Below are 22,060 nucleotides of genomic sequence, written 5' to 3'. Positions count from 1 at the left end.
GCCCAAGCAGCCATAATGCCCGTTTATGGCATAAGAAGGGCTATTGGTTTGAATTTAATAAACAAACCAAAGAAATGGCCGGATGCGCACACATCCGGCCATACCCTGTTGGACTTTATTAGCGCGCTCCACGCGACGGGAGGAGGAGTGCCGCGTAGAGAGCTTTTAGTTGCGATGCACTACAGAGGGAGGAGAGTAGGAACATCGTTTGTGAGTTCAGATTTGCCGCAATGCAGCGAGACCTCAAGGCAAAAAATGCTGCAACTGCACAATTTCGTAAATTCTTTACAGAGATGACAAAAATCTCGGCAAATGCACAGTTTGTAGGCGGTGAATTTTTGGGCGTTGTTCTCTGAGAGGCAATTCGCGATTTAATCTGCGCTGAAAACCCTTTATCACCAGCGCCAACACCAAACATAGACCGAGAGACACGCAATGAGCCGCTATAACGCCGCCGAGATTGAAGCCAAATGGCAGGACGCATGGGAGAAGGCAGGAATCTTCCGCGCCGAGCGCAAGGAGGGCAAGCCGAAGTACTATGTGCTTGAGATGTTCCCTTATCCTTCGGGCAAGCTGCATATGGGCCATGTGCGCAACTACACGATGGGCGATGTGATCGCGCGTTATAAAATTTCGACGGGGCATAATGTACTTCACCCCATGGGCTTTGATGCTTTTGGTATGCCTGCGGAAAACGCAGCAATGGCGATTGGCGGTCATCCTAAGACTTGGACCTATAACAATATCGACGACATGGTTGAGCAGATGAAGCCGCTGGGCCTCTCGCTTGACTGGGACCGTATGTTTGCGACCTGTGACCCTGAGTATTATGGGCAACAGCAGGCCCTTTTCCTCGATTTTCTACAAGAAGGCCTCGTTTATCGCAAAAATGCGGTCGTGAACTGGGACCCTGTGGACATGACCGTTCTGGCGAACGAACAGGTTGAAGGCGGACGCGGCTGGCGCTCTGGCGCTATTGTAGAGCGCAAGGAGCTTACCCAGTGGTTCTTCAAGATTTCCGACATGGCGGACGAGCTGCTTGGCGCGCTTGACGGGCTTGATAACTGGCCTGCAAAAGTAAAGCTGATGCAGGCGAACTGGATCGGAAAATCACGCGGTTTGCAGTTTGGGTTTGAGCGGGTCGATGGCGGCGAGCCTATCGTTGTTTACACCACGCGGCCCGATACGCTGAACGGCGCAAGCTTTGTCGGGATTTCGCCAGATCATCCCATCGCCAAGGCGATGGAGGGAAATCCCGAAGTTGATGCCTTCCTCGCGGAAGCGCGCAAGGGCGGAACAACCGAAGAGGCCATCGAGACCGCTGAGAAGCTGGGCTATGATACGGGAATCAAAGTGAAGCATCCGCTGACGGGCGCAGAACTTCCTGTCTGGATCGCCAACTTCATTTTGATGGACTACGGCACGGGCGCTATCTTTGCCTGCCCTGCGCATGACCAGCGCGATCTGGACTTCTGCCGAAAGTATGACTTGCCAGTGATTGATACGTTTTTTGCACTTGGCGATGACACGCCTGTGGGCAAGGAGGCCTTCGTCCCTGCAAAGACCGAGAAAGTCCGCTGGGTTGATCACTTTGCGGGTCTTGCAGAGGCCACGGGCGAAGAAGCGATCAATGCGACGATCGACTTTATGGAAGGAAAAGGGCTTGGCGAGGGCGTGACCAAGTTCCGCCTGCGTGACTGGGGCCTTTCTCGGCAGAGATACTGGGGCTGCCCCATTCCTGTGGTGCATTGTGAGACTTGCGGCGTTGTTCCCGAGAAAAAGGAAAACCTGCCTGTCGAGCTGCCTGACGATGTGAGCTTTGACCAGCCAGGTAATCCGCTCGACCGTCACCCGACATGGCGCGATGTGGCGTGCCCCTCTTGCGGGGCGCCTGCCAAGCGCGAGACCGATACGATGGATACGTTTGTAGACTCATCTTGGTATTTTGCGCGCTTCACCGCGCCACGCGCCGAGACGCCGACAAATGCGGCGGATGCCGAGTATTGGATGAATGTGGACCAATATATTGGCGGTGTGGAGCACGCGATCTTGCACTTGCTCTATGCGCGCTTCTTTGCGCGGGCGATGCATATTTGCGGACATCTGCCAGAGAGTGCGAAAGAGCCGTTTGATGCGTTGTTCACGCAGGGCATGGTGACGCACGCGATTTATAAGACAGAGGGCGCGGACGGGCGGCCAGTGTATCACTACCCCGAAGAAGTAACACTCAAGGGTGATACCGCTGTGCTGGAAGACGGGCGCGAAGTGGATGTTGTGCCCTCAGCCAAGATGTCCAAATCCAAGAACAACGTCGTGAATCCGCTGCACATCATTGAAAGCTATGGCGCGGATACGGCGCGCTGGTTTGTGCTCTCTGATTCCCCTCCCGAACGGGATGTGGAGTGGACAGCTTCGGGCGCGGAAGCAGCGCACAAGCATCTGGGGCGGGTCTACCGTATTGCTTCAGAGATTGATGCGGAAGCAACGGGCCAAGAGGCGGACGATACGGCGCTGATCCGTGAAATGCACAAGGCGATCCATGATGTGACTATGGGCGTTGAAAGTTTTGGCTTTAACGCGGCGATTGCGAAGCTTTACGGCTTTACCAACACGCTGGCCAAGTCAAACGCGGGTGGCGCGGCGAAGAAACAAGCGGCGCGCACGCTTGCGCAGCTGATGAGCCCGATGACGCCGCACCTTGCGGAAGCTGTCTGGGAGACACTCGGCGGCGAGGGGCTTTGTGCGCTTGCACCTTGGCCTGTGGCGGACGAGGCGATGCTTGTCGATGACGAGGTTGTCATGCCGATCCAGATCAACGGTAAGCGGCGCGCGGAAATCAGCGTGCCCAAAGACATGGACAAGGCCGAGGTTGAAAAGCTCGCGCTGGCGCATCATGCTGTGCAAAAGGTGCTGGACGGGGCGACGCCCAAGAAGGTGATCGTTGTTCCTGGGCGGATTGTGAATGTGGTTGCCTAACCGAAGAACTGTATTGCTGGGCGCGCTGGCGCTTTCGGGCTGCGGGTTTACACCTGTTTATGGGCCCGAGAGTGGCGCGCGCACGCTTCTCAACACCGTCGAAGTTGATCCGCCGCGTGACCGCGAAGGCTATCTTCTTGTGCGCCATATTGAGGAGCGGCTCGGGCGTACGAGCAGTCCAACATATGCACTTTCGATTGCGATTGAGCTCGGTGAAGAGCGCATGGCGATCACCACAGACAACGTGGCAACGCGATTTAACCTTCTGGGCAAAGCGACTTACGCTTTGCGCGCCTTGGATGGCGGTAAAGTCGTGACCAGCGGGGTTGTGCAGAGCTTTACGGGCTATTCAACCACGGGCAGCACCGCCGCGACGCGGGCCGCTGAACAGGACGCGAGTGAGCGACTTATGGTTATTCTTGGTGATCAGATCGTTGCGCGCCTTGTGGCGGCAAAGCTTGAGCCAGCGGCATGAAGCTCGGCGGGCGCGAGGCGACAGCTTATTTCAAATCGCCAGATGCCAAGCGCACGGGGCTTTTGATTTATGGCAGTGACGGGATGCGCGTTGCTCTGAAGCGGCAAGACGTCATTAAAGCGCTTATTGGCCCCAAGGGCGACGAAGAAATGCGGCTGGTGCGGATGCCTGCGGGCGATTTGCGCAAAGACCCTGCTATGTTGCTTGATGCTGTGAAGGCCGTGAGCTTTTTCCCTGGGCCGCGTGTGGCCTTTGTGGAGGATGCCAACGATACGGCTGCGCCTGCTATTCTTGCTGCGCTGGAAGACTGGGCCGAGGGTGATGCGCAGATCATCGTGACAGCGGGACAGCTCAAGGCGACGTCGAAAATCCGCAAGGCTTTTGAGGCGCATCGAAATGCCTATGCTGTGGGGATTTATGACGATCCGCCCGGGCGCGACGAAATTGAAGGCATGCTAAAGGACGCTGGGCTTGCGCAAGTGAGCCGCGATGCCATGACTGACCTCACTGGGCTGAGCCGTGAGCTTGGACCGGGGGACTTCCGCCAGACGATCGAGAAGCTTGCGCTGTATAAACACGGTGACGCAAGCGAAGTGGGCAGCGCAGATGTTGCGGCCTGCGCACCGCAAAGCACAGAGGCGGCGCTTGATGATCTTTTGAACGTCGTGGCGGAGGCCAAGATGGGCGAAATTCACCCGATCATGACAAAGCTTAAGGCCCAAGGCGTGCAGCCCGTGGGGCTTATCATTGGCGCGACACGGCATTTCAAGGCGCTCTATGCGGCGGCGAGTGACCCTGCGGGCGCGAGCCAAGGCATTGCACGGCTGCGCCCGCCGATCTTTGGGCCACGGCGCGACAGGATGCTCAAGCAAGCGCAAGGCTGGGGCGCTGTGAAGCTTGAACAGGCTTTGAGCTATCTTATCGAAACAGATTTGCAACTGCGCAGCGCAGGGCAGACCGCGCCACAGATGGCGCTGGTGGAGCGCACGCTGATCAGGCTCGCAGGGCTGGCTGGAAAGCGGTGAATCCATTTTCCTTACTTTAAGTTGGTTTTTTCCAATTTCTCACCCATGAAACGTCCATCTCATGGAACCTAAATACCTTTTTCCCAAATAACGAGACTTCACATTCCTCAACGAATTTTCGAACGTCTAGAAAGTAGTTTGGGTATGTTGCTCTAAGGTCATGCACTCTATCAACTTCGACCAGAACAGCGTTTGTTCCGCGAACATTACGCTCTTCTGCGTCGTATGCTGCGTTGCCTTCTTTCGACATACTGTATGGCGAAACACTCATAGCTTTAGACTTTAGATCAAAATTGATCAAAAAGAACTGCCCTGACCTTGCATCAACGCGCTCTGTAAATTTCAGAGCTTGATTGTAGCCCTGCAACTCCTTCAAGGCGCCAAGAGTTGAGTCGAGTTCTTTTAGTTCTTCGATGCGTATCGCATTTTTTGCTGTGACTTGTAGTTCCCGATCGGCGATTTCGGCTGACATCAAGTTAAAAAACCTGAGCCAATCTTTAGAACCTTCCCCTGACTTCATTGGTTCGTTTCTGACCAAACTAACGGCCTCAACTGCGGTAGCCCAAGCATGTTGTTTTTCAGTTCGCAGCTGAATCTCAACAAACTGACGACTATATACCGCTTCAGCGCCCTCTCCTGAAAACTTCAAAACTATGTGTTTACTACGATAGCCATCGGGCTTTGGATCCGCGATGTAGTCGTTCAATCTGACGATGGAATGTAGCGTATCACCATCTTCGAAGTATTTTGACACCCTATCCAAGCTCGCCATATCAGGGAGTATTGCCCGTGTGCCTGCGATATCTTGTAATTGATAAAGTGTGCGATTTCCTGGCGCGAGCTTTTTCCGAATTGATGACATGCGTTTTAGCCTGGCAGCAGTTACTCCGCTGCCTTCATTTCGTAAGACCTTGCCGCGTAGTTCATGTCTTACTCTATTCATTGGAAGCGCATATGAAGCCCTCCAATTGTGTGCCACTTGAAAGGCACTTAGTGTTTTCACGTTAACTTCGGATATTTTTTGACTCAGGGTTTTCCCTGCTTCAACAATTTCTTTTTTGGAATAGGCGGGTTGCTCAACATCTGCCAAATGTCGACACCATCTACTTACACATACTTGAGAGTAACACGCAGACCGTAAACGCAAAAGAACATGATCGTCTTTTTCAATGCGCCCCTTGCGGCTTTCTTTTGTTTGATGTCTCGTGTGCACAAATAAGGGAGAGAAATCATGTATGAAGTCTTTGGTGGTGTGGCGAGCCGTGCGTTTCGGGTGCTTTGGCTTTTGGACGAAATGGGTGTGGAATTTGTCCATCATGATCTGAAAGCTGGCAGTGACGAGATGAAGGCTGTGAACCCGTCTGGCAAGGTTCCTGCGCTGAAAGTCGATGGTGAACTGATCACAGATTCAGCGGCGATCATGACGTTTTTGGCTGATAAGCACGGCCAGTTTACCTACCCTGCCGGGACAATTGAACGCGCAAAGCAAGATGCTTGGTTTCATCAGATTTTGGACGAGGTCGATGCCGTGCTTTGGACGGCGGCGCGGCACTCGTTTATTTTGCCTGAAGAGCAGCGCGTGCCTGCTGTGAAAGACTCACTCAAGTGGGAGTTCGCGCGCAACATCAAGCGTATCTCCGAGCGCATGGAGGGGCCTTACCTTATGGGTGAAGAAATGACGATTGCGGATATGCTTCTGGTACATTGTCTCGGATGGGCGATCAGCGCGAAGTTTGATCTGGAAGATGACAGGCTCAACACATACGCGAGCCAAGTGCGCAAGCGGGAGGGCTTCAAGGCCGCACGGGGGCGGCTCAAGCTATGAGCGAAATTCGCGCCGAAGTCCGCCTGCCGACCGACGAGCTGAGAGACGATCTGCCGTTTTACACCAAAGTGTTGGGGATGCGGCTGGACGAGATTTTCCCTGCAGATGATCCGCGCGTGGCTGTGCTTTCGGGGCATGGATTGCGGGTGCGCATCGAGAAGGGGGCGAAGGAACCTGCGGGGACGCTGCGCATCCTGACGACGGACCCTGAAGGCTTTGCGGATGGCGCGAGAGAGCTTGTTGCCCCGAACGGGACCAAGATCGAAATTGCCGAGCTGAATCCTCCGATGATCCTGCCCAAGACCGAGCATATGTTTGATGTGCGGCGATTGCGGGACTCTGCCCCTTGGGTCATCGGGCGCGCGGGAATGAACTACCGTGACTTGCTGCCCACGCGGTTGGGCGGGGCGATTATTGCCAGCCATATCCGTGTGCCAGGTGGCGGCGATGTGCCTGATATGGTGCATTACCACACTGTCGGGTTCCAGCTTATCTTTTGCTACAAAGGCTGGGTGGATGTGCTCTATGAGGACCAAGGCGGCCTGATGCGCCTGCACGCGGGCGACTGTGTGATCCAGCCGCCAGAGATCCGCCATCGGGTGTGTCATGCTTCTCCTGATATCGAAGTGATCGAGATCGGCGTTCCTGCGGACCATGTGACGACGATTGATCACGCCTTTACACTGCCCAACGGCCATGGCGACCCCAAGCGCGAATGGCAGGGCCAGCGCTTTGTGCATCATGTAAAGGAGGGGGCCACTTGGCAGCCTTTCCGCATCCCCGGGTTTCGCTGTCGCGATACGGGGATATCGGACGGCACGAAGGGCGTGGCCGGTATTCAGGTGGTTCGTTTTGAGAGCGGTGAGCCACCCGCCACGCGAACGGATGCGGACATTCACTTTACCTTTGTCATGGAGGGCACAATGACGCTTCATGCTGAAGGCCAGGAGCCACGCGCGCTACAGGCGGGGGATGCTTTTGTGCTGCCGCCACACATGAGCGCGCGTTATGCGGAGTGCTCGGAAGACTTAGAGCTTCTGGAATGTGCTTTGCGGGGCGACTTTGCAAGTGAGGTTGTGGCTTAACTTGGTTTAGTGGCACTCGATGAAAACGGTGAAGGCAGCAGTGCGTTCAGCTATTTCTGTTGGATCAAGAGCAATATCATCAAGGCTGAGTGCGGGCGTGATTCCGTTCTGAGATAAGAAAAGCTTGGCTATTTCGCCACGTACGGCGAAATTGACGTTCTGCGGGACATCACCAATGGCGTCGGCAAATTTGAGAACGTCGAGCTTAGAGACGATGACGCCGACGATCTCACCATCGGCTGCGACGAGGGGGCCACCAGAGTTGCCTTGCTGAACTGGCGCTGTGATCTGGAGGCGGGTGGCGTCTCCGCCAAGGCCTTTGAGGGACGAGACCGAACCGCGTGTCACGTTGAGGCCGCTAAGGGCGCCACCGTATGGATAGCCAACCACTGTCACATCAGAGTTGAGACGCGGGGGTGCGGCGGAGAAGACAGCAACGGCAGCGTCTTTTTTAATAGGAGCTTTCAGGAGGGCGAGATCAAATTCAGGCGACCCAGCGATGCGCTCTGCTTGCTTACCATCAACTGTGTAGCGGCTGCAGCTGTCGACCACATGATCATTGGTAAGGATATGGCCCTGTGCGGATACAACAAACCCTGTGCCTGAACTGGTTGTTGTTTTGGGTGGGCTTGGGGCAGGTTGAGCGGCATTCAATTGAGGTTCGTCCTTTGTGCTCAAAACCTCAATTGTTTGTAGAACAACAGTTGCTAGATGTCCGTTTTCTGTCATGCCGAGTGGATTGGCGTAGCCTGTGGAGATGCTGGAGGAGACGGCGTCCAGCAAGGCTTTGTCACGCCTATTTGCCGATAGCATGACGGTTGACCAACGGTTTTTGATAAGATTGGAACGGGTGTAGAGATAGCTCCCGTCGGAGATCTGTGCTGTGGAAATTGCGAAGTTGGGCTTGCGCACCGAATAGGCTTCACCAGAGCCCGCATGGCGGCGTTGCGTGAAGTCATGGACGTTTTGAGCGGCTTTAAAATCAAGGACACCGACGGAATAAGACAGGCTGCTGCCGATATGACGGAAGTTTATAAAATTCTTGGTCGATCTATCTTTACGAAAGGCGTCTTTAGGCCAGAGGTATGTCATGCCGAGCCAGTCAGAATGATACATGTCCCAGCCATTTTCTTTCGTCTCATCAAAGAGGGAAAACGCAAGAAGGGCCATGTGCCACGGCTCGACACCTGTCTGAAACGTTCTGGCCGAGTAGCTCTCCATCGCAGTTTGACTCAGCTTGCCCCAGTCTCCATCGAAGAGACCTTTATAGTGCCCCTCAAAAGCGAGAGCAGCTTGCAGGAAGCGCTTGTCTTCACGGGTTAAGGCGCTCGGCTGGAACTGCTCAAAGAGCGCCGCGTAGTTTTGGGCAAAACTCTTCTGTGGAGTTGCCAAAAACACCGTGGCGGACAGAAGTAGCGATAGAAGTAATTTCATCACACAGACCTTTATTACTCAAAGAGTTGCATAAGCGTGATAGGCTAGGCAAGCCTGATGATGGATGTTTGTAAACGATTGCTGAATGGGTTTTTCAATGCGCTTTGGTAGCTTTTTCTTTGTTTCTCTATTCTTTCTTGTTCTGGCAGCGTGCTCTGTGAACACCACGCCTGATGTGAGCGGGAGCGGGCCTGTGACGATCCTTGGGGACACAGGCGGGAACCCTTATGAATATGCGGCCCTTCATGCGGAGCTCAAGGCGAGTGGGCGGCAGGTTCGTCTTGGGGGGTGTAACTCTGCATGTACGATGCTTACGAGCTTGCCCAACGCCTGCTTGATCCGCGGAACGCGCTTTGGCTTTCATGCGAGCAACCTGAATGGGCGGTTCAACGCTTTGAGCGCAGAGTATCTGACGCCTGTGATCCGCCAGCGCTTTCTCAGCACATGGGGTAAAAGCCGTGAAATGACCAAGCTGACTGCGGAAGAAATGGTGGCGCTTGACCCAGCTTTAAAGCTCTGCAACGCGACGCACTGACAGCACGCTTTACGCAACCCCCCTTCATTCGGTAGACAGGAGAGAAGCTGCAGAGCACCCGAACAATGGGGCATGTGGCTTCATATGTGTCATTGGAGGGACATGAAAATGACTGCACAGACAGAGAATACCGCAGGGGCAGATGCCCTGGGCGAAGACTATAAGTTTGGTATGGGGCAAGCGCTTGTTGGCGCGCAGATGCTCTTTGTGGCGTTTGGCGCGCTCGTTCTTGTGCCGCTGTTGACTGGACTTGATGCGAGTGTCGCTTTGTTTACGGCTGGTGTTGGAACGCTGATCTTCCAGATTGTCACCAAAGGCCAAGTGCCTGTTTTTCTTGCTTCTTCTTTTGCATTCATTGCGCCAATCATCTTTGCGGTTCAGACGTGGGGCTTGCCTGCGACAACGGGTGCTCTGGCGGTTTCGGGGCTTGTTTATGTGGTGCTGAGCTTTGCGATCCGCATTTTTGGCGCGGGCTTTTTGCAGCGGCTGTTGCCGCCTGTTGTTGTCGGACCTGTGATTATGGTCATTGGTCTTTCGCTCGCCCCTGTCGCTGTGAATATGGCGACAGGTCTTGCGGGTGATACGCAGATTATGCCGAAATCTTATGCGCTGCTTCTGGCGGCGGTTGCGCTTGGCGCGACGATGCTAACGGCCATTCTGGGCCGTGGCATGATGCGGATTGTGCCGATTATTGTAGGTGTGATTGCAGGGTATGTGGCCGCGCTTGTGCTTGGCATGGTAACAGGCGAAAGCTTTGTGAGCACGGCCTCTGTCTCGAATGCGGCTTGGTTTGCTGTGCCGAATTTTGTAACGCCTGAGTTCCAGCTTGCGGCAATTGTCTTCATGCTGCCAGTCGCGATTGCGCCTGCGATCGAGCATTTTGGCGACATCCTTGCCATCGGGAATGTCACCAAGCGCGACTACATGACAAAGCCAGGCATTCAAAACACGATGCTTGGAGACGGCCTGGCCACAAGTGTTGCGGGCCTCTTGGGCGGACCACCCAACACGACCTATTCGGAAGTGACAGGTGCGGTGACGCTGACGCGCGCGTTTAACCCTGCGATCATGACTTGGGCGGCGATCTTTGCGATCATCCTGTCCTTTGTCGGAAAGCTTGGCGGCGCGCTTGGCACGATCCCTATGCCTGTCATGGGCGGCATTATGATCCTACTCTTCGGGATGATTGCTGTGGTTGGTCTTTCGGTTCTTTCCAAGCTTGGAGAAGCCCTGAGCGAGCCACGTAATATGGTGATTGTATCGACCATTCTTGTCATTGGTATCGGTGGCCTCACACTTGAGCTTGGCGATGATTTCAAGCTTGCAGGGATTGGTCTTGCGGGGATTGCGGGTCTGGTTCTGAACCTGATTTTGCCGCATCAGAGCAAAGACTAAACAAACTGGCGGGCGGTCTTCGGGCCGCCCGCTTCGCACCAGCATCACTGGCTGCACCTGATTGGAAACGTCCAGTTGCTTTCATGACAGTTTTTGACTGCCGATGAGCTAGTTTCCATTGTGTCAGGCTAGACGCCTTCCCACAGAATGCAAAATGCGCTCTTGTGTTACGTTGGACGCTGCGCAGGCACTTGGCTTGAGACATATACATGGTCTGTTGTGAGCCAGTCAGAGCGTGGGATAAGGCCGAAACTTGGGGAATTGGATATAGGTCTGATGCCGCTTTGGTAGCTTAGAAACGTTCCTCATTGTTAGACCAAAGTCCGAAGTAAGGCATGCGGTGCTGTGCTATCGTCGGCTTGAAATATGGATATTGCGGGAAAGATGAATATCAAACGTAGCCGCTGGCTGGCCTTTCTGGCCGTTCTTTTTGTTGCCTTCCCGCTTCGGCTGGAAGTCGACAGCGAGGGCTTGCTTCGTGTTGTCATGGCCTCAGCGGCTGCAAAAGACGGCGACGGTGATGATGGGGGCGGAGACGATGGAGACGGGGATGATGGAGACGACGGTGACGATGGCGATGATGATAGTGATAACGATGATGGTGATCATGACGATGACGATGATCATGACCGGTCGAAGAAGGCGCATCGCGACCCCGACAAGGCCCGATCAAAGCAGGTAAAGCACGCCGAGCGTCTGCAAAACGGCGCGCGTGTTACATTTTCCGACGGGAGCATGAGCGAGATCATCGGGGACCGCTTTCGCAGAACAGATTCGTCAGGGAGAGTGCTGGAGCGCCGTAAAGCAAAGGGAAGCGATGCGTCGCGCATGCGGGCGTATTTTGAAAGTACGCAGTCAGCGTCCAAAAGCAAATCACCAAAGGTCGAGTCGCAAGCAGTCAGGGCATATTATCGCGGGCGAGATATCGAAATTCATTATGCCAATGGCTGGACTGAGGCGGTTACGCGTGGGCAATATGTCTTGAGAGACCAGTTTAGCCGCATCGTTGCCTCACGTAGGGCCACTCAAAGCGATATCACACGGCTGGAAAGGTTTCGGTAGCGGCTAGGGTTTTTCACCGTTCCAAGCCTCATGTGCCATCACGGCGGCCTCGACACGATTGCGGGCATGCAGCTTGCTTAGAATAACTGTCATGTAGTGCTTTACAGTCTTTTCCTGAAGGCTGAGCGCATCGGCCACCTCGCGGTTGCTTTGACCGGTGGCCACGAGGCGTAGGATTTCTTCCTCGCGCTTTGTTAGATCATCAATTGGGTTGTGCTCTTTCTTGGCCTTTGGCTTTTGCATGATCTGTAGCACTTGCGCGGCGAGCGCGGGCGAGACATGGGCCTCGCCACGGGCGATACCTTTGAGTATGCGGCGGAGATCGTCTGCCGAGACCCCTTTCAGCACATAACCGATTGCGCCGACTTGCAGCGCTTTGGTGACGTCAGCACCGTCTTCCGAGACGGTCAGCATCGCGACATGCTTGGCAAATCCTCCTTCGATAATGCGCTTGGCAGCGGTGATGCCATTGCCAGGCATCGAGAGATCAAGCAGGGCGATATCAGGCGAGTGTTGCGCTGCAAGAGCAACAGCTTCTTCGGCCGATTCCCCGACACCCAAGACTTCAAACTCACCTGTCTCAGTTATACTTTGCACCAGCCCATCACGAAAAATCGGATGGTCATCGGCGAGGATTAGTCGGATTGCCATTATATTGCTCCCTCAAGAGTGTGAGCGTCAGGGTCGTGCCTGAACGGGGATTGGATGAAACCAAAATGCTTCCTCCGATGCTTTCGGCGCGGTCGCGCAGGCCCGTGAGGCCTTGGCCTCCGGTGGCGTGCAGGCCAGGCACAGCGTTCATGTCAAACCCCGAGCCATCATCATGGATCGAAATTTCGATGATTTTGGTATCGACCGCGACACGCACTTCGGCGGATTTCACGCCGCCGTGGCGTACCGCGTTGGACAAGCCCTCTTGCAGAAAACGGTAAACGCAGAGTTTTTCTGTATAGCTCAGGTGCTTTGGCTCCGAGCCAAAGAATGTGACGTTTACGTCGATGCCTGATTGGACCTCACGCTCGGAGATTGCTGCGCGGACGAGGGAGGCCAGATCCATTTGCTCTAGCTCTGGCAGGGCAAGTCCTCGTGAGATCGCTCTTATCTCTTCGAGCGCACGATCGATTGAGGCGCGAATTTCGCTGCGAGCGTTTGGGTCTGCGTTTTTGTCAAAGGCTGAATCGAGTCTCAAGGCGGCCAGCGAAAGATGTTGGGCAGGACCATCGTGCAAATCTGAGCCGACATGGCGGATTGTCTGTTCGAGCTGGGCTGTAGCACGCAGATTTGCCGTGATCGCTTTGCGACGCAGGGCGATGTTTTGCTCCGCAAGATGTTCGGATTGTGCGAGCTGCGTTTGAAGGCGCTGCCGCTGCTCTTGAATGGTGCGCCCGCCAGCTTGCACGATCCCTGCCAAGAGCAGACCGCTTGCCAAGAAGGCTGAGCCGACGACCAGCCATGAGTTCCTGCGGGCGCTGCGCAGCTCTGCGACCAGAGGATCGGCGCGCTCGTAGAACTCTGCCACGGCGATTATGCGACCACTGAAGACCTCGTGAATCGGACTATAGACCTCAAGCAGTGAAATTCCGAGAGAGGCCTCACTCGCGTCTTCGGCATCAACATGATTGTCGAGCGACGCGGCGAATTTGCCAGTCCATGCGGCTTGCAAGTCTTCGGAGGGTTCGAACACCTTACCGATGAGGCTTGGGTCAGAGGCGTGAACAATCAACCCGCCTTCCTTCCATATCTTGTATGAAACGATACGCTCGTTCAGCGCCGTCGTAGAAAAGACCTCGATCATCGCCTGCTTTGCAGGGGGAGATAGCGTGTCGCCTTCAGCCAAATCTTGTGTGATCGGCGCGATGAAGCTTTCGACGTAATTTGCAGCGATGATCGCAAAATTCTGCACGGCTGCTTGCTCGATCCGCTTGGAGACCCAAGAGCCAACAAGTACCATAGCGACAAACATCACCACGCTGCCCGCGAGAATAAACTGGCGCGGCAGGCTTAGACGGTTCCAAAATCGTTCGGCCTTTTCCGTGTTCATTGCATCATAACTAATACGCGGTCTGCTTAAGCGGAACAGACTTTCGTCCGACCAAGATAACGAATTTGCATAGTCCTCTATCGAGAGCCCTGTCAGCTTTACCCATTTAGGCGGCACTGCTGAGGACGTGAGGCTCCAGTGCGAGCTTGGTTCCCGTGACAAGGCGCAGCATCCGCATTGTCGGCATGAAGCGGTTCCAGCGGCTGACGGCCCCCAGAGCTGCCATGCCGATGCAATATTTCGAGCACTTCTTGGTGGGCCGCGCATGGACCGCGCGGAGAGCTTTGTCGGCATATCCGCGGCCAAGTGCAGATTTGGTCTCAACGATGAAGACATCATTGGGCGCCTCCAGGCGCTTCTTTTCGTTGCGAAACGAGAGCTTGCCATCAATTGTCATCCGCTCACCGCCTTCTTTGGCCACCAGCGTTATGCGCTGATACTCAATGTCGAGCGCAGGCCTCAGATCATAGTCAAACGCCTTGTCGTAGTGACCCGTATAAACACCTTTTGCGTAGTCGAATGCTTCTGGCGTCAACTCTCCCAGATCGGCAGGATCATAAGACTGGCGGTTCTTGACCGTCATGCCGCGCTTGCCCTTGACCTTGACTTCAAGGAAGCAAAGGCCTGCATCAGAATAACGCCGCACACGCACCTTGAAGCCTTTTCTCAGCCCTTGATGATGCTCGTAATAAGCACTGCAATCGGGGTCATCAAAATAGCGCGTATCATATGTAAAAGCGCGGCGATCGTCGATTTCAAGTATGTCGAACTCTTCAAGCAGGGCTGGCAGGATGCGCTCCAGCGCCCAACGATCAACCACATATTTGTTGTCGATCCGCGACATCATCTCGGCTTTGCTGTTGAGCTCCTCAAGTGAAATAGGGGCGAAGCCGCCTGTCAGCCAGCGAAGGCCTTTATCTTGGCAATAAAGTTTCATTATGTTCATGGGCCTATCCTCAGTTGCGATAGTAGACGTTGATGCGCGCCATATCGTTCACGTAGTTCAGCTCGACGATCTGAAAGGTCATCACGTCGACGCCAAGCCTATCGGACAGCATCTGACGCGTTTTCGCGCTGTCCGAAAGAATGTCAGGGTCAATGGCATCGAGCGTCAGCTTCGCACCATGGGCAGACTTAAGCATGCGCGGATGATCAAGCACCCAGGCCGCGAGGATCACGAAGGTTGTGATCATGAACACCATCAGGAGGCTGGTTCCGACCACCGAACAAATCACTGCGACGGCAATGGCGCCAAAGAAGTAGGCGATCTCGATTTTCTCGATCTGTTCTGAGCGCAGGCTGAACAGCGCAAGAATAGCAAAGAGGCCAAAGCCCGCTGCGACCGAAAACTCGACGCTTGAAAGGATCGTGAGAACAGCAAAGGCGAAGATGTTGAACATCGAAGCCGTAGTCGCCAGCTCGCGGTCGCGGTAGCGACGATAGTAAAGGCCAAAGATCAACACGCCCATTGCGGCAATATCGATCATAAACCGAGCAAGAAGCTCTGCGACGGGAGCGATCAGTTCAAACATTTGGAGGGCCTTTCTATACTACACTGGATCGGATGATCAGGCGGGCGGTGTTACAAAACTGTCATGTTGATGTCACATTCAACAGCGGCCCGCGTCCGCCCGAGGTCGGCCCAGTTGTCCGACTAAAGTCGTAACCACGCACGGGACAATGTCTGACGCAGGCAAGGAAACTGCACCACGCGATTTGGACAAGCCTTATCTTTTAGCGAGTTTTGGTGACCCCGACAGGATTCGAACCTGTAACCTGCCCCTTAGGAGGGGGCTGCTCTATCCAGTTGAGCCACGGGGCCGCTAGGAGATGGGATAGCGTTTTGTGTCGTGGGTGTCAGCCCCAAAGCTTTGGGACGGGCGGCGCATGGAGCGCCACCCGTTTTCTGTTTAGGCCTAAAAATGGCCGCCTCCAACGATACCGCCAACGATTTCGGTACGGTTTTGCAAGAGATCAGGCGCAAGGTGCGCGTAGCGTTGTGTCATTTGCACCGAGCTGTGGCCAAGAAGCGTTTGGACCTCGTAGAGGCTGACTCCTTTGTTGATGAGCAAGCTGGCAAAGGTGTGTCGCAGATCATGAATGCGCAAATCTTTGAGGCCTGCTTTATCACGCGCCACAAACCATGAGGCATAGAAGCTTTGATAGGCTGTGCGCGTCATCGGGTTTGTGAACAGATAGTTGTCGGCCTCGCTTGGCAGCATCATTTCATCAGACTTCTTGCGAATATCTGTCAAAACTTCGATTGCGGCCGTGGAGAGCACGATCCGCCGCGAACGGCCGTTTTTGGAACGCGGCACTGTCCAAATTCTTTTGTCAAAGTCGATATGGGACCAGACCGCCATGCGCGCTTCGCCTTTGCGTGCACCTGTCAGCAGAAGAAACCGCACAAAGAGGTAAAGAAAAGGGTGCTGATTGGCGCGGCAAGCGGCGAGAAGGCGCTCGATCTCGTCAGCACTCAGGAAGCGTTGTGTATGATCGCCAACAGAAAGGCGCTTGATATTTTCCTGCTGAGGATTGTGCGCAGGGAGGTACCCCCAGTGGCGGGCAAGGCTCAACATTCTGTTAAGCAAGTGTATGTGCTTGTTAACCGTGCTGCGCTGATAGCCCGCAATGACTTGTTCACGGACCCAAACGTCCATGATCGGGTTCAGGATTTCGTCCAGTTGGTAGCGACCGAGCTTCTCGCGCATGTGTTTGTTGTAGATGCTCCAGTCGTGATGAGACTGTTTTTTGGTCGCTTTGGCGTGGGGAAAATACAAATCATCAAAGAACTGGTTTAGGGTCAGTTTGACTCCTGTGCTACTCTTGTCGGTATAGGGGCCGACAGGGCGACTGAAGAAAGATATCATAGGTGCTCCTTCTGCCAGAAATGTTGGCAGTTTGGCTTGTTTATAGGTCATGTCGCTGGAGAGATTTCTAGCAACGTGGTTGCATACAATATTCCCACTTTACTAATACGGCGCTAACAGTAGTCTTTTCGCTACCACAGCTCTCGTCGCAACAGCTTCTGTTGCCGCAGCTGATGTAACGTTCAGCGGCTATGGCCGTTTTGGTATCGCATACACAGGTTCAACAGCAGCAACAGCAGCGACAGCTGGCACACCAGCATCAGCTGGCTACGGCGCAGCTCTTACAGCACGCGACACAGCAGCTACAGCAGCAGCAGCAGCTGACGCAGCAGTTCTGACAGCGGCGACTGCTGCTGCTCAAGCGGCAGCAGTAACAGCAGCGGCAGCAGCAGCGGCTACACTCGCAACCGCCGAAACAGCTCTCGCAGCTGAAACAGCTGGCGTTGCACCTACCGCAGCTGGCGCAGCTGGCGCGTCTTCAACAGACATCACATCACGTCTTCGCATCGTTATCGATGCAAACGCTGAATCAGATGCTGGCGTTACATTCGGCGCAATGGTTCGCATCCAGCAAGGCGAAGGCCAGCAGGGCGCAACAAACGGTGCACGCTTCTACGCCAAATCAGGCGGTCTTGAAGTTGGCGTTGGCAACATCTGGGGCGCTTTCGAAAGCATGCCAGGCCAGTACCCAATCGACCTCGGCCTCACAGGTCTCGGCTATGATTACACTGTTTACGGTGTAGGCGGCGCAGACGCTTACTCATCAGGCGGTCTGGGTTCATCAGGTGCCAACGGCATCGAAGTTATGTACTCAATGGGTGACTTCACAGCACACATCTCTGCTTCAGACACAAACGATCGTATCGCCGCCTACGGCGCATACACGTTCAGCGGCTGGACAGTTGCTCTGGGTCTGCAAGACTCATCAGCAGCCACAGACACAGAGATCACAGCGACAGTTGGCGGCACAGTCGGCCCAGTATCGCTTGGCCTCGCATATGCTGAAACAGGCGCAAACGTTGACCGTTTCGTACTCTCAGCAGGCATGGATGTTGGCGCAGCGACAAACGTTGAAGCTTACTACGCGTCACAGTCAAACATGGCTGACGACAGCTACGGCATCGACTTCAACCACAGCCTCGGCGGCGGCACATCGCTCCGCGGTGGTGTAGCGTCGAACTTCAGCGGCCAGACCGTTGCTGACTTCGGTGTACGCTTCAACTTCTAATCTTAGAAGCTGACCAATCTATAGTTAAGGGCAGGCCTCGCGCCTGCCCTTTTCTTTTGCCCGCTCCTGTTGTTATTTGACTCAAATTCTTTGCACAAATTGGCCCCACAGGAGCGCGCCCCATGTCCCTCTCAGAAATATCCGCCCGTATCGCCAAAGCCGAGGCCAAGGCAGGTCGCGCAGCAGGCAGCGTCGAGCTGATCGCCGTCTCCAAAGTCCAGCCCGATGCGCGCGTCGAGGCCGTCCTCAAAGAGGGGCACCGCCTCTTTGGCGAGAACCGCGTTCAAGAAGCTGCAGGCAAATGGCCCACCTTCCGCGAGAGCTTTCCAGACACCAAAGTGCACCTCATCGGCCCTCTGCAAACCAACAAGGCGCGCCAAGCTTTCGAGCTCTTCGACGCCATCCACACTCTCGACAGACCGAAGCTCATAACGGCCTTCGCCCGCCTCGCTCAAGAGACAGGTAAATGCCCTGAACTCTTCGTTCAGATCAACACAGGCGAAGAGCCGCAAAAGGCTGGTTTGAGACCGAAAGACGCTGAAAGCTTTCTCGCCGAATGCGCGCGCAACGACTTGCCAATTTCGGGCCTTATGTGCATCCCGCCAGTCGATGAAGAGCCCAGTTTACACTTCGCCCTCCTCGCCAAAATCGCGGCTCGAAACGGCCTTTCAGGCCTCTCGATGGGCATGAGCGGCGACTTCGAAAGCGCCATCGCGCTGGGTGCAACACATGTTCGCGTCGGCTCCGCCATTTTCGGCGCTCGAGCCTACGAACTGTGAGCATTCCCCCGCTTCAAACTGTTTCCACAGGGCTCGTTGTCGCCATTGTCGGTTTCTTCAGTTCCTTTCCCATCGTCCTTCAGGGCCTCGCCGCGATGGGCGCCAGCCCCGCAGAGGCCAGCTCGGGCCTTATGGCCGCCTCGCTCTCTATGGGCCTCACAGCCATTGTCATCAGTCTCGTCACGCGGCAGCCCTCCTCCGTTGCGTGGTCCACACCCGGCGCCGCCTTCCTCGCCGTCTCTCTCGCGCCCGCGGGCGGTTTTGCCGAAGCCGTCGGCGCCTTTCTAATTGCTGGCGCGCTCACAGTGCTCGCAGGGCTCTATCGCCCCCTGCGGCAGCTCGCGGCAAATGTTCCTCTTCCGCTCGCTCATGCGCTGCTTGCTGGCGTCCTTATAACCCTCTGCGCGCGCCCCTTTCTTGCCTTGGCCGATGCGCCCTATACTGCCGCCCCCATCCTGCTCACATGGTTTGTGGTCGGCAAACTGTCGCGTCTCTTCGCCGTGCCCGCAGCCGTGCTTATGGCCGTCGGGCTGACACTTTGGGGTGGTGCATTCTCGCCGCCAAATCACTTTTTGACTCAGCCTGTCATAGTCCTCCCCGCCTTTAGCCTCGCCAGCGTCCTTGGCCTCGCGCTGCCGCTCTTCATCATCACAATGGCCACCCAGAACAGCCCGGGTATGGCCGTTCTCAAGGGAGAAGGTTATGCGCCGCGCCCCGCCTTCTTCCTCTCCGCAGTCGGCATCGCCAGCATCCTCTCCGCTCCCTTCGGCGCCCTCCAGACATGTCTTGCAGCTATCACATCCTCGCTCTGCGCAGGCGCGGACTCACATCCCGACAAAGCCTTGCGTTTCTGGTCTGCAGTCATGGGTGGGGTGTTTTACTGCCTCTTCGGCCTCTTCGCAGCCCTCATCATCTCCTTTGCCGCTGCCGCACCACCCAAAACACTGGAAGTGCTCGCAGGCATTGCGCTTCTTGGCGTCTTCGCCAACTCTGCAAGCGTCGCCCTCGCCGATGCAAAGTCTCGCGAAGCCGCCGCCATTACATTTCTCACAACCGCCTCAGGCGTCAGCCTCTTTGGGCTCAGCGGTGCCGTCTGGGGCCTCCTCTTTGGTGGCCTCGCCTTTATGCTCTCCCAAAAATCCTAATTTTCCGCTAATCTCGCTCTCATGTTCAACAGGAGACCAGTATGAAGCGCATCGCCCTTTTCACCGCCCTCACACTCACCGCTGCAACAACAGCTCAAGCAGACATGCAGCTCAGCTTCAAAGGCTGGGGCAATATTCCCTCCTGCACCACGGGTAGCCCCAATACAGTCGGCAACCCTGCCTTTACGCTCAAAGGTATCCCCGCAGGGACAACTCAAGTCCAGATCCGCCTCAAAGACCTTAATGTCCCCGGCTACAACCACGGTGGTGGCAAAGTCAAAATGACAGCCGATGGAACCATCCCCGAAGGGACTTTCAAATATAAAAGCCCCTGCCCACCCTCTGGCTCCCATACCTACGAATGGACTGCCACAGCCAAAAAAGGCAGCAAAACTTTGGCCAAAGCGAAGGTCAGCAAGAAATACCCCTAAAGATTAAGTCAAAAGGGTCTTCCTTTTTCGCTCCAGAAATATCCCAGGGAGGGAGGTCTGTGAGACAGCATCTCTCAGCGGACAATCAGCCGCGTGCCAATCTCAATCCGCGCCGCAATCCAGTGCAAATCCGCGCGCGCAAACGCAACACAGCCTTCGGTCGGATATCCGCCGCGCCGCCACTGGTGCAAAAAAATAGCCGAGCCTTTGCCTGCTTCGGCCTCGGGCCAGTTCCAATCCGTCACAATCACAAGGTCATAAAGCGGATCGGCTCGCCGCAGTCGCTCGTGGCTGCCGCCGTAAGGCGCACGCACAGGCAGATTATAAGAAGCGTCTCCGCTCTCGTCCGACCATAGGTCGCGCGGCCCGATCGGCTCCGCCCAGACCCGCGGCTGCACAAGGCGATCAGGACGATACAACATCCCGACAAGCCGATGCGCCCCCGTGGGCGTCGCCCCATCACCCTCACGCTTGGCCGCAGAAATTCCACCTTTGCCAATCACACAAGGAAACCTCCGCCCCAAAAAGCGCAGCCCCGTCGGAGTCAGAACAAGATCAGCAACACTCAAAGCAAATGCCCCGATTTCGCCGCCTTCACCTTAAGGTAGCCGTGGTTATGCGCGTTTTCACCCACAACAAGCGGTACACGCTCGACCACTTTCACACCCGTCTTTTCCATCATGGATATCTTGGCTGGGTTGTTCGTCATCAGCCTGATCGCACCAAAGCCAAGCTCTTTCAGAATAGCACTGCCCACCCGAAAGTCGCGCTCGTCGTCTTCAAAACCAAGGCGGTGATTGGCCTCAACCGTATCAAAGCCTTGGTCCTGCAAACTATAAGCGCGCATTTTGTTGGCAAGACCAATCCCACGCCCCTCTTGGTTGAGATAAAGCAAAATACCTGCGCCCTCAGCACCCATCTGCGCCAAAGCACCGCGCAGCTGTGGGCCACAATCGCATTTGAGCGAGCCCATAAGATCGCCCGTAAAGCACGCCGAATGCAGCCGCGTCAGCACAGGTAGCGCTCGGTCGGGCCGCCCAATCTCAATGGCATAATGCTCTTCGCTGCCGTCCTCAGGACGAAACACATGCAGTCGCGTGTTTTCCGCCACCTCAATAGGCACACGCGCTGCAACAATCTCCTGCAAAGCCGCGCTCGCGTCCATCGCCTGCGCCGCCGCCTCCGCATCCACCACAGTCAGCCGTTCCGCAGCCGCAAACGCCTCAGCATCCGCTAGATCTGCCACCAAAGCCGCAGGCAAAAGCCGCGCCGCCTTACAGAGCATGAGTGAAAGCCGGTGAAGCTGCGCCCCGCCCTCGCGCGCGCTCTGAAGCGGCCCTTTCATCGGGTTCGCTAGGTCGTCTTTCGGGTCCGCGACTGCCAAGACCCAGCGTAAATCTGCACCGTCAGGCAGCACAATTCGCGCCATATCGCCGTCATAACACCGCGCCTTCAGCGTCTCCGCGCGGCGCGCCGTAATCGCCAACACAGGGGTCAGCCCCCGCGCGCGCATCGCCTCAAGCCGCGCGCTCTCGGCAGTCTCTGCCGCCATCACAAGCGCCGCGCCATCAGCGCTCAAAAGGACCACAGGCACACCAATACGCAGGTCTGCCCGCGCGCGTGCCAAGGTCTCGTTTATGTCAGGGCCTAAATTCATGGCACATCCTTAGGCCAAAAAATTGCAGAACTGAAACAAAAACAGCCTGTGCAACACGAGCGCGTGAAACCTTGCTACAAAACTTGCCAGCGCCGTG

21 protein-coding genes and 1 tRNA gene are annotated in these 22,060 nt (G+C 55.5%); 12 read left to right on the top strand and 10 right to left on the bottom strand.

What is annotated here, in order from left to right; all coding sequences use genetic code 11:
• The first annotated feature begins 435 nt into the window (after positions 1-435).
• The 3 genes from leuS to holA are packed head-to-tail and all read left to right on the top strand — an operon-like array spanning position 436 to position 4,476.
• Positions 436-2,976: a leucine--tRNA ligase gene (gene leuS / locus DSM117340_RS16045; protein ID WP_273497135.1), complete on the top strand. Its 2,541-nt coding sequence runs from the start codon at positions 436-438 to the stop codon at positions 2,974-2,976.
• The gene (gene lptE, locus DSM117340_RS16040; protein WP_089894039.1) at positions 2,963-3,451 is read left to right on the top strand and encodes an LPS assembly lipoprotein LptE; all 489 of its coding nucleotides are present in this window, start codon (positions 2,963-2,965) and stop codon (positions 3,449-3,451) included. The genes leuS and lptE overlap by 14 nt, the downstream gene beginning before the upstream one ends.
• The gene (holA, locus tag DSM117340_RS16035) at positions 3,448-4,476 is read left to right on the top strand and encodes a DNA polymerase III subunit delta (RefSeq protein WP_089894036.1); all 1,029 of its coding nucleotides are present in this window, start codon (positions 3,448-3,450) and stop codon (positions 4,474-4,476) included. Before lptE ends, holA begins: the two co-directional genes overlap by 4 nt.
• 16 nt (positions 4,477-4,492) lie before the next feature.
• Here the strand turns inward: holA and DSM117340_RS16030 are convergent, their stop codons facing one another.
• Positions 4,493-5,566, bottom strand: coding sequence for a RelA/SpoT domain-containing protein (locus tag DSM117340_RS16030; protein ID WP_177170710.1), 1,074 nt, complete (start codon positions 5,564-5,566; stop codon positions 4,493-4,495).
• Positions 5,567-5,707: 141 nt separating this feature from the next.
• Between DSM117340_RS16030 and DSM117340_RS16025 the strand changes: the two genes are divergently transcribed.
• Both DSM117340_RS16025 and DSM117340_RS16020 read left to right on the top strand, forming a co-directional pair.
• A complete protein-coding gene (locus tag DSM117340_RS16025; RefSeq protein ID WP_089894030.1) occupies positions 5,708-6,301 on the top strand; it encodes a glutathione S-transferase family protein in 594 nt (197 codons plus the stop codon).
• Positions 6,298-7,386, top strand: coding sequence for a cupin domain-containing protein (locus DSM117340_RS16020; protein ID WP_089894026.1), 1,089 nt, complete (start codon positions 6,298-6,300; stop codon positions 7,384-7,386). Before DSM117340_RS16025 ends, DSM117340_RS16020 begins: the two co-directional genes overlap by 4 nt.
• A 6-nt stretch (positions 7,387-7,392) precedes the next feature.
• Here DSM117340_RS16020 and DSM117340_RS16015 read toward each other — a convergent pair whose 3' ends face one another.
• Positions 7,393-8,820: a serine protease gene (locus DSM117340_RS16015; protein WP_089894024.1), complete on the bottom strand. Its 1,428-nt coding sequence runs from the start codon at positions 8,818-8,820 to the stop codon at positions 7,393-7,395.
• 85 nt (positions 8,821-8,905) lie between these two features.
• Between DSM117340_RS16015 and DSM117340_RS16010 the strand changes: the two genes are divergently transcribed.
• The 3 genes from DSM117340_RS16010 to DSM117340_RS16000 all read left to right on the top strand — a co-directional run bounded on the left by DSM117340_RS16010 (position 8,906) and on the right by DSM117340_RS16000 (position 11,812).
• Complete coding sequence (locus tag DSM117340_RS16010; RefSeq protein WP_143037444.1) at positions 8,906-9,355, top strand: hypothetical protein; 450 nt, start codon at positions 8,906-8,908, stop codon at positions 9,353-9,355.
• Positions 9,356-9,463: 108 nt separating this feature from the next.
• Entirely contained in the window at positions 9,464-10,750 is a 1,287-nt protein-coding gene (locus tag DSM117340_RS16005; RefSeq protein WP_089894143.1) for a uracil-xanthine permease family protein, read from the top strand.
• Between the two features lie 384 nt (positions 10,751-11,134).
• Positions 11,135-11,812, top strand: coding sequence for a hypothetical protein (locus tag DSM117340_RS16000; RefSeq protein WP_143037443.1), 678 nt, complete (start codon positions 11,135-11,137; stop codon positions 11,810-11,812).
• A 3-nt stretch (positions 11,813-11,815) separates the two neighbouring features.
• Here the strand turns inward: DSM117340_RS16000 and DSM117340_RS15995 are convergent, their stop codons facing one another.
• The 6 genes from DSM117340_RS15995 to DSM117340_RS15970 form a co-directional block, all read right to left on the bottom strand.
• Positions 11,816-12,463 carry a response regulator transcription factor gene (locus DSM117340_RS15995; protein WP_089894018.1) on the bottom strand — a complete coding sequence of 216 codons (648 nt, stop codon included), beginning with the start codon at positions 12,461-12,463 and terminating at the stop codon, positions 11,816-11,818.
• Positions 12,435-13,853, bottom strand: coding sequence for an ATP-binding protein (locus tag DSM117340_RS15990; protein WP_089894015.1), 1,419 nt, complete (start codon positions 13,851-13,853; stop codon positions 12,435-12,437). The genes DSM117340_RS15995 and DSM117340_RS15990 overlap by 29 nt, the downstream gene beginning before the upstream one ends.
• Before the next feature lie 106 nt (positions 13,854-13,959).
• Positions 13,960-14,799 carry a polyphosphate polymerase domain-containing protein gene (locus DSM117340_RS15985; protein WP_218140892.1) on the bottom strand — a complete coding sequence of 280 codons (840 nt, stop codon included), beginning with the start codon at positions 14,797-14,799 and terminating at the stop codon, positions 13,960-13,962.
• Positions 14,800-14,809: 10 nt separating this feature from the next.
• Positions 14,810-15,385, bottom strand: coding sequence for a DUF4956 domain-containing protein (locus tag DSM117340_RS15980; RefSeq protein ID WP_218140891.1), 576 nt, complete (start codon positions 15,383-15,385; stop codon positions 14,810-14,812).
• A 213-nt stretch (positions 15,386-15,598) separates the two neighbouring features.
• A tRNA-Arg gene (locus DSM117340_RS15975) sits at positions 15,599-15,675 on the bottom strand.
• A 94-nt stretch (positions 15,676-15,769) separates the two neighbouring features.
• Positions 15,770-16,723 (bottom strand): site-specific integrase, encoded by a 954-nt coding sequence (locus tag DSM117340_RS15970; protein ID WP_177170708.1) that lies wholly within the window; start codon positions 16,721-16,723, stop codon positions 15,770-15,772.
• Positions 16,724-16,928: 205 nt separating this feature from the next.
• Between DSM117340_RS15970 and DSM117340_RS15965 the strand changes: the two genes are divergently transcribed.
• From DSM117340_RS15965 to DSM117340_RS15950, 4 genes are all read left to right on the top strand, one after another.
• A complete protein-coding gene (locus DSM117340_RS15965) occupies positions 16,929-17,951 on the top strand; it encodes a porin (RefSeq protein WP_333908504.1) in 1,023 nt (340 codons plus the stop codon).
• Positions 17,952-18,073: 122 nt separating this feature from the next.
• Positions 18,074-18,730 carry a YggS family pyridoxal phosphate-dependent enzyme gene (locus DSM117340_RS15960; protein WP_089894006.1) on the top strand — a complete coding sequence of 219 codons (657 nt, stop codon included), beginning with the start codon at positions 18,074-18,076 and terminating at the stop codon, positions 18,728-18,730.
• On the top strand, positions 18,727-19,875 hold the full coding sequence (locus tag DSM117340_RS15955; protein WP_089894003.1) for a benzoate/H(+) symporter BenE family transporter: 1,149 nt from the start codon (positions 18,727-18,729) through the stop codon (positions 19,873-19,875). The genes DSM117340_RS15960 and DSM117340_RS15955 overlap by 4 nt, the downstream gene beginning before the upstream one ends.
• A 41-nt stretch (positions 19,876-19,916) precedes the next feature.
• Entirely contained in the window at positions 19,917-20,306 is a 390-nt protein-coding gene (locus tag DSM117340_RS15950) for a hypothetical protein (RefSeq protein ID WP_089894000.1), read from the top strand.
• A 74-nt stretch (positions 20,307-20,380) separates the two neighbouring features.
• Here the strand turns inward: DSM117340_RS15950 and DSM117340_RS15945 are convergent, their stop codons facing one another.
• Together DSM117340_RS15945 and ribA are read right to left on the bottom strand one after the other, a co-directional pair.
• A complete protein-coding gene (locus DSM117340_RS15945) occupies positions 20,381-20,875 on the bottom strand; it encodes a L,D-transpeptidase family protein (protein WP_089893997.1) in 495 nt (164 codons plus the stop codon).
• Positions 20,872-21,963 carry a GTP cyclohydrolase II gene (gene ribA, locus DSM117340_RS15940; RefSeq protein ID WP_089893994.1) on the bottom strand — a complete coding sequence of 364 codons (1,092 nt, stop codon included), beginning with the start codon at positions 21,961-21,963 and terminating at the stop codon, positions 20,872-20,874. The genes DSM117340_RS15945 and ribA overlap by 4 nt, the downstream gene beginning before the upstream one ends.
• Positions 21,964-22,060: the final 97 nt, after the last annotated feature.

This window comes from Lentibacter algarum (assembly GCF_040580765.1).
GTDB classification, from domain to species: Bacteria; Pseudomonadota; Alphaproteobacteria; order Rhodobacterales; family Rhodobacteraceae; genus Lentibacter; species Lentibacter algarum.
The sequence above is the reverse complement of the archived record's forward strand: the minus strand, read 5'-3'. Positions and strand labels throughout refer to the sequence as shown.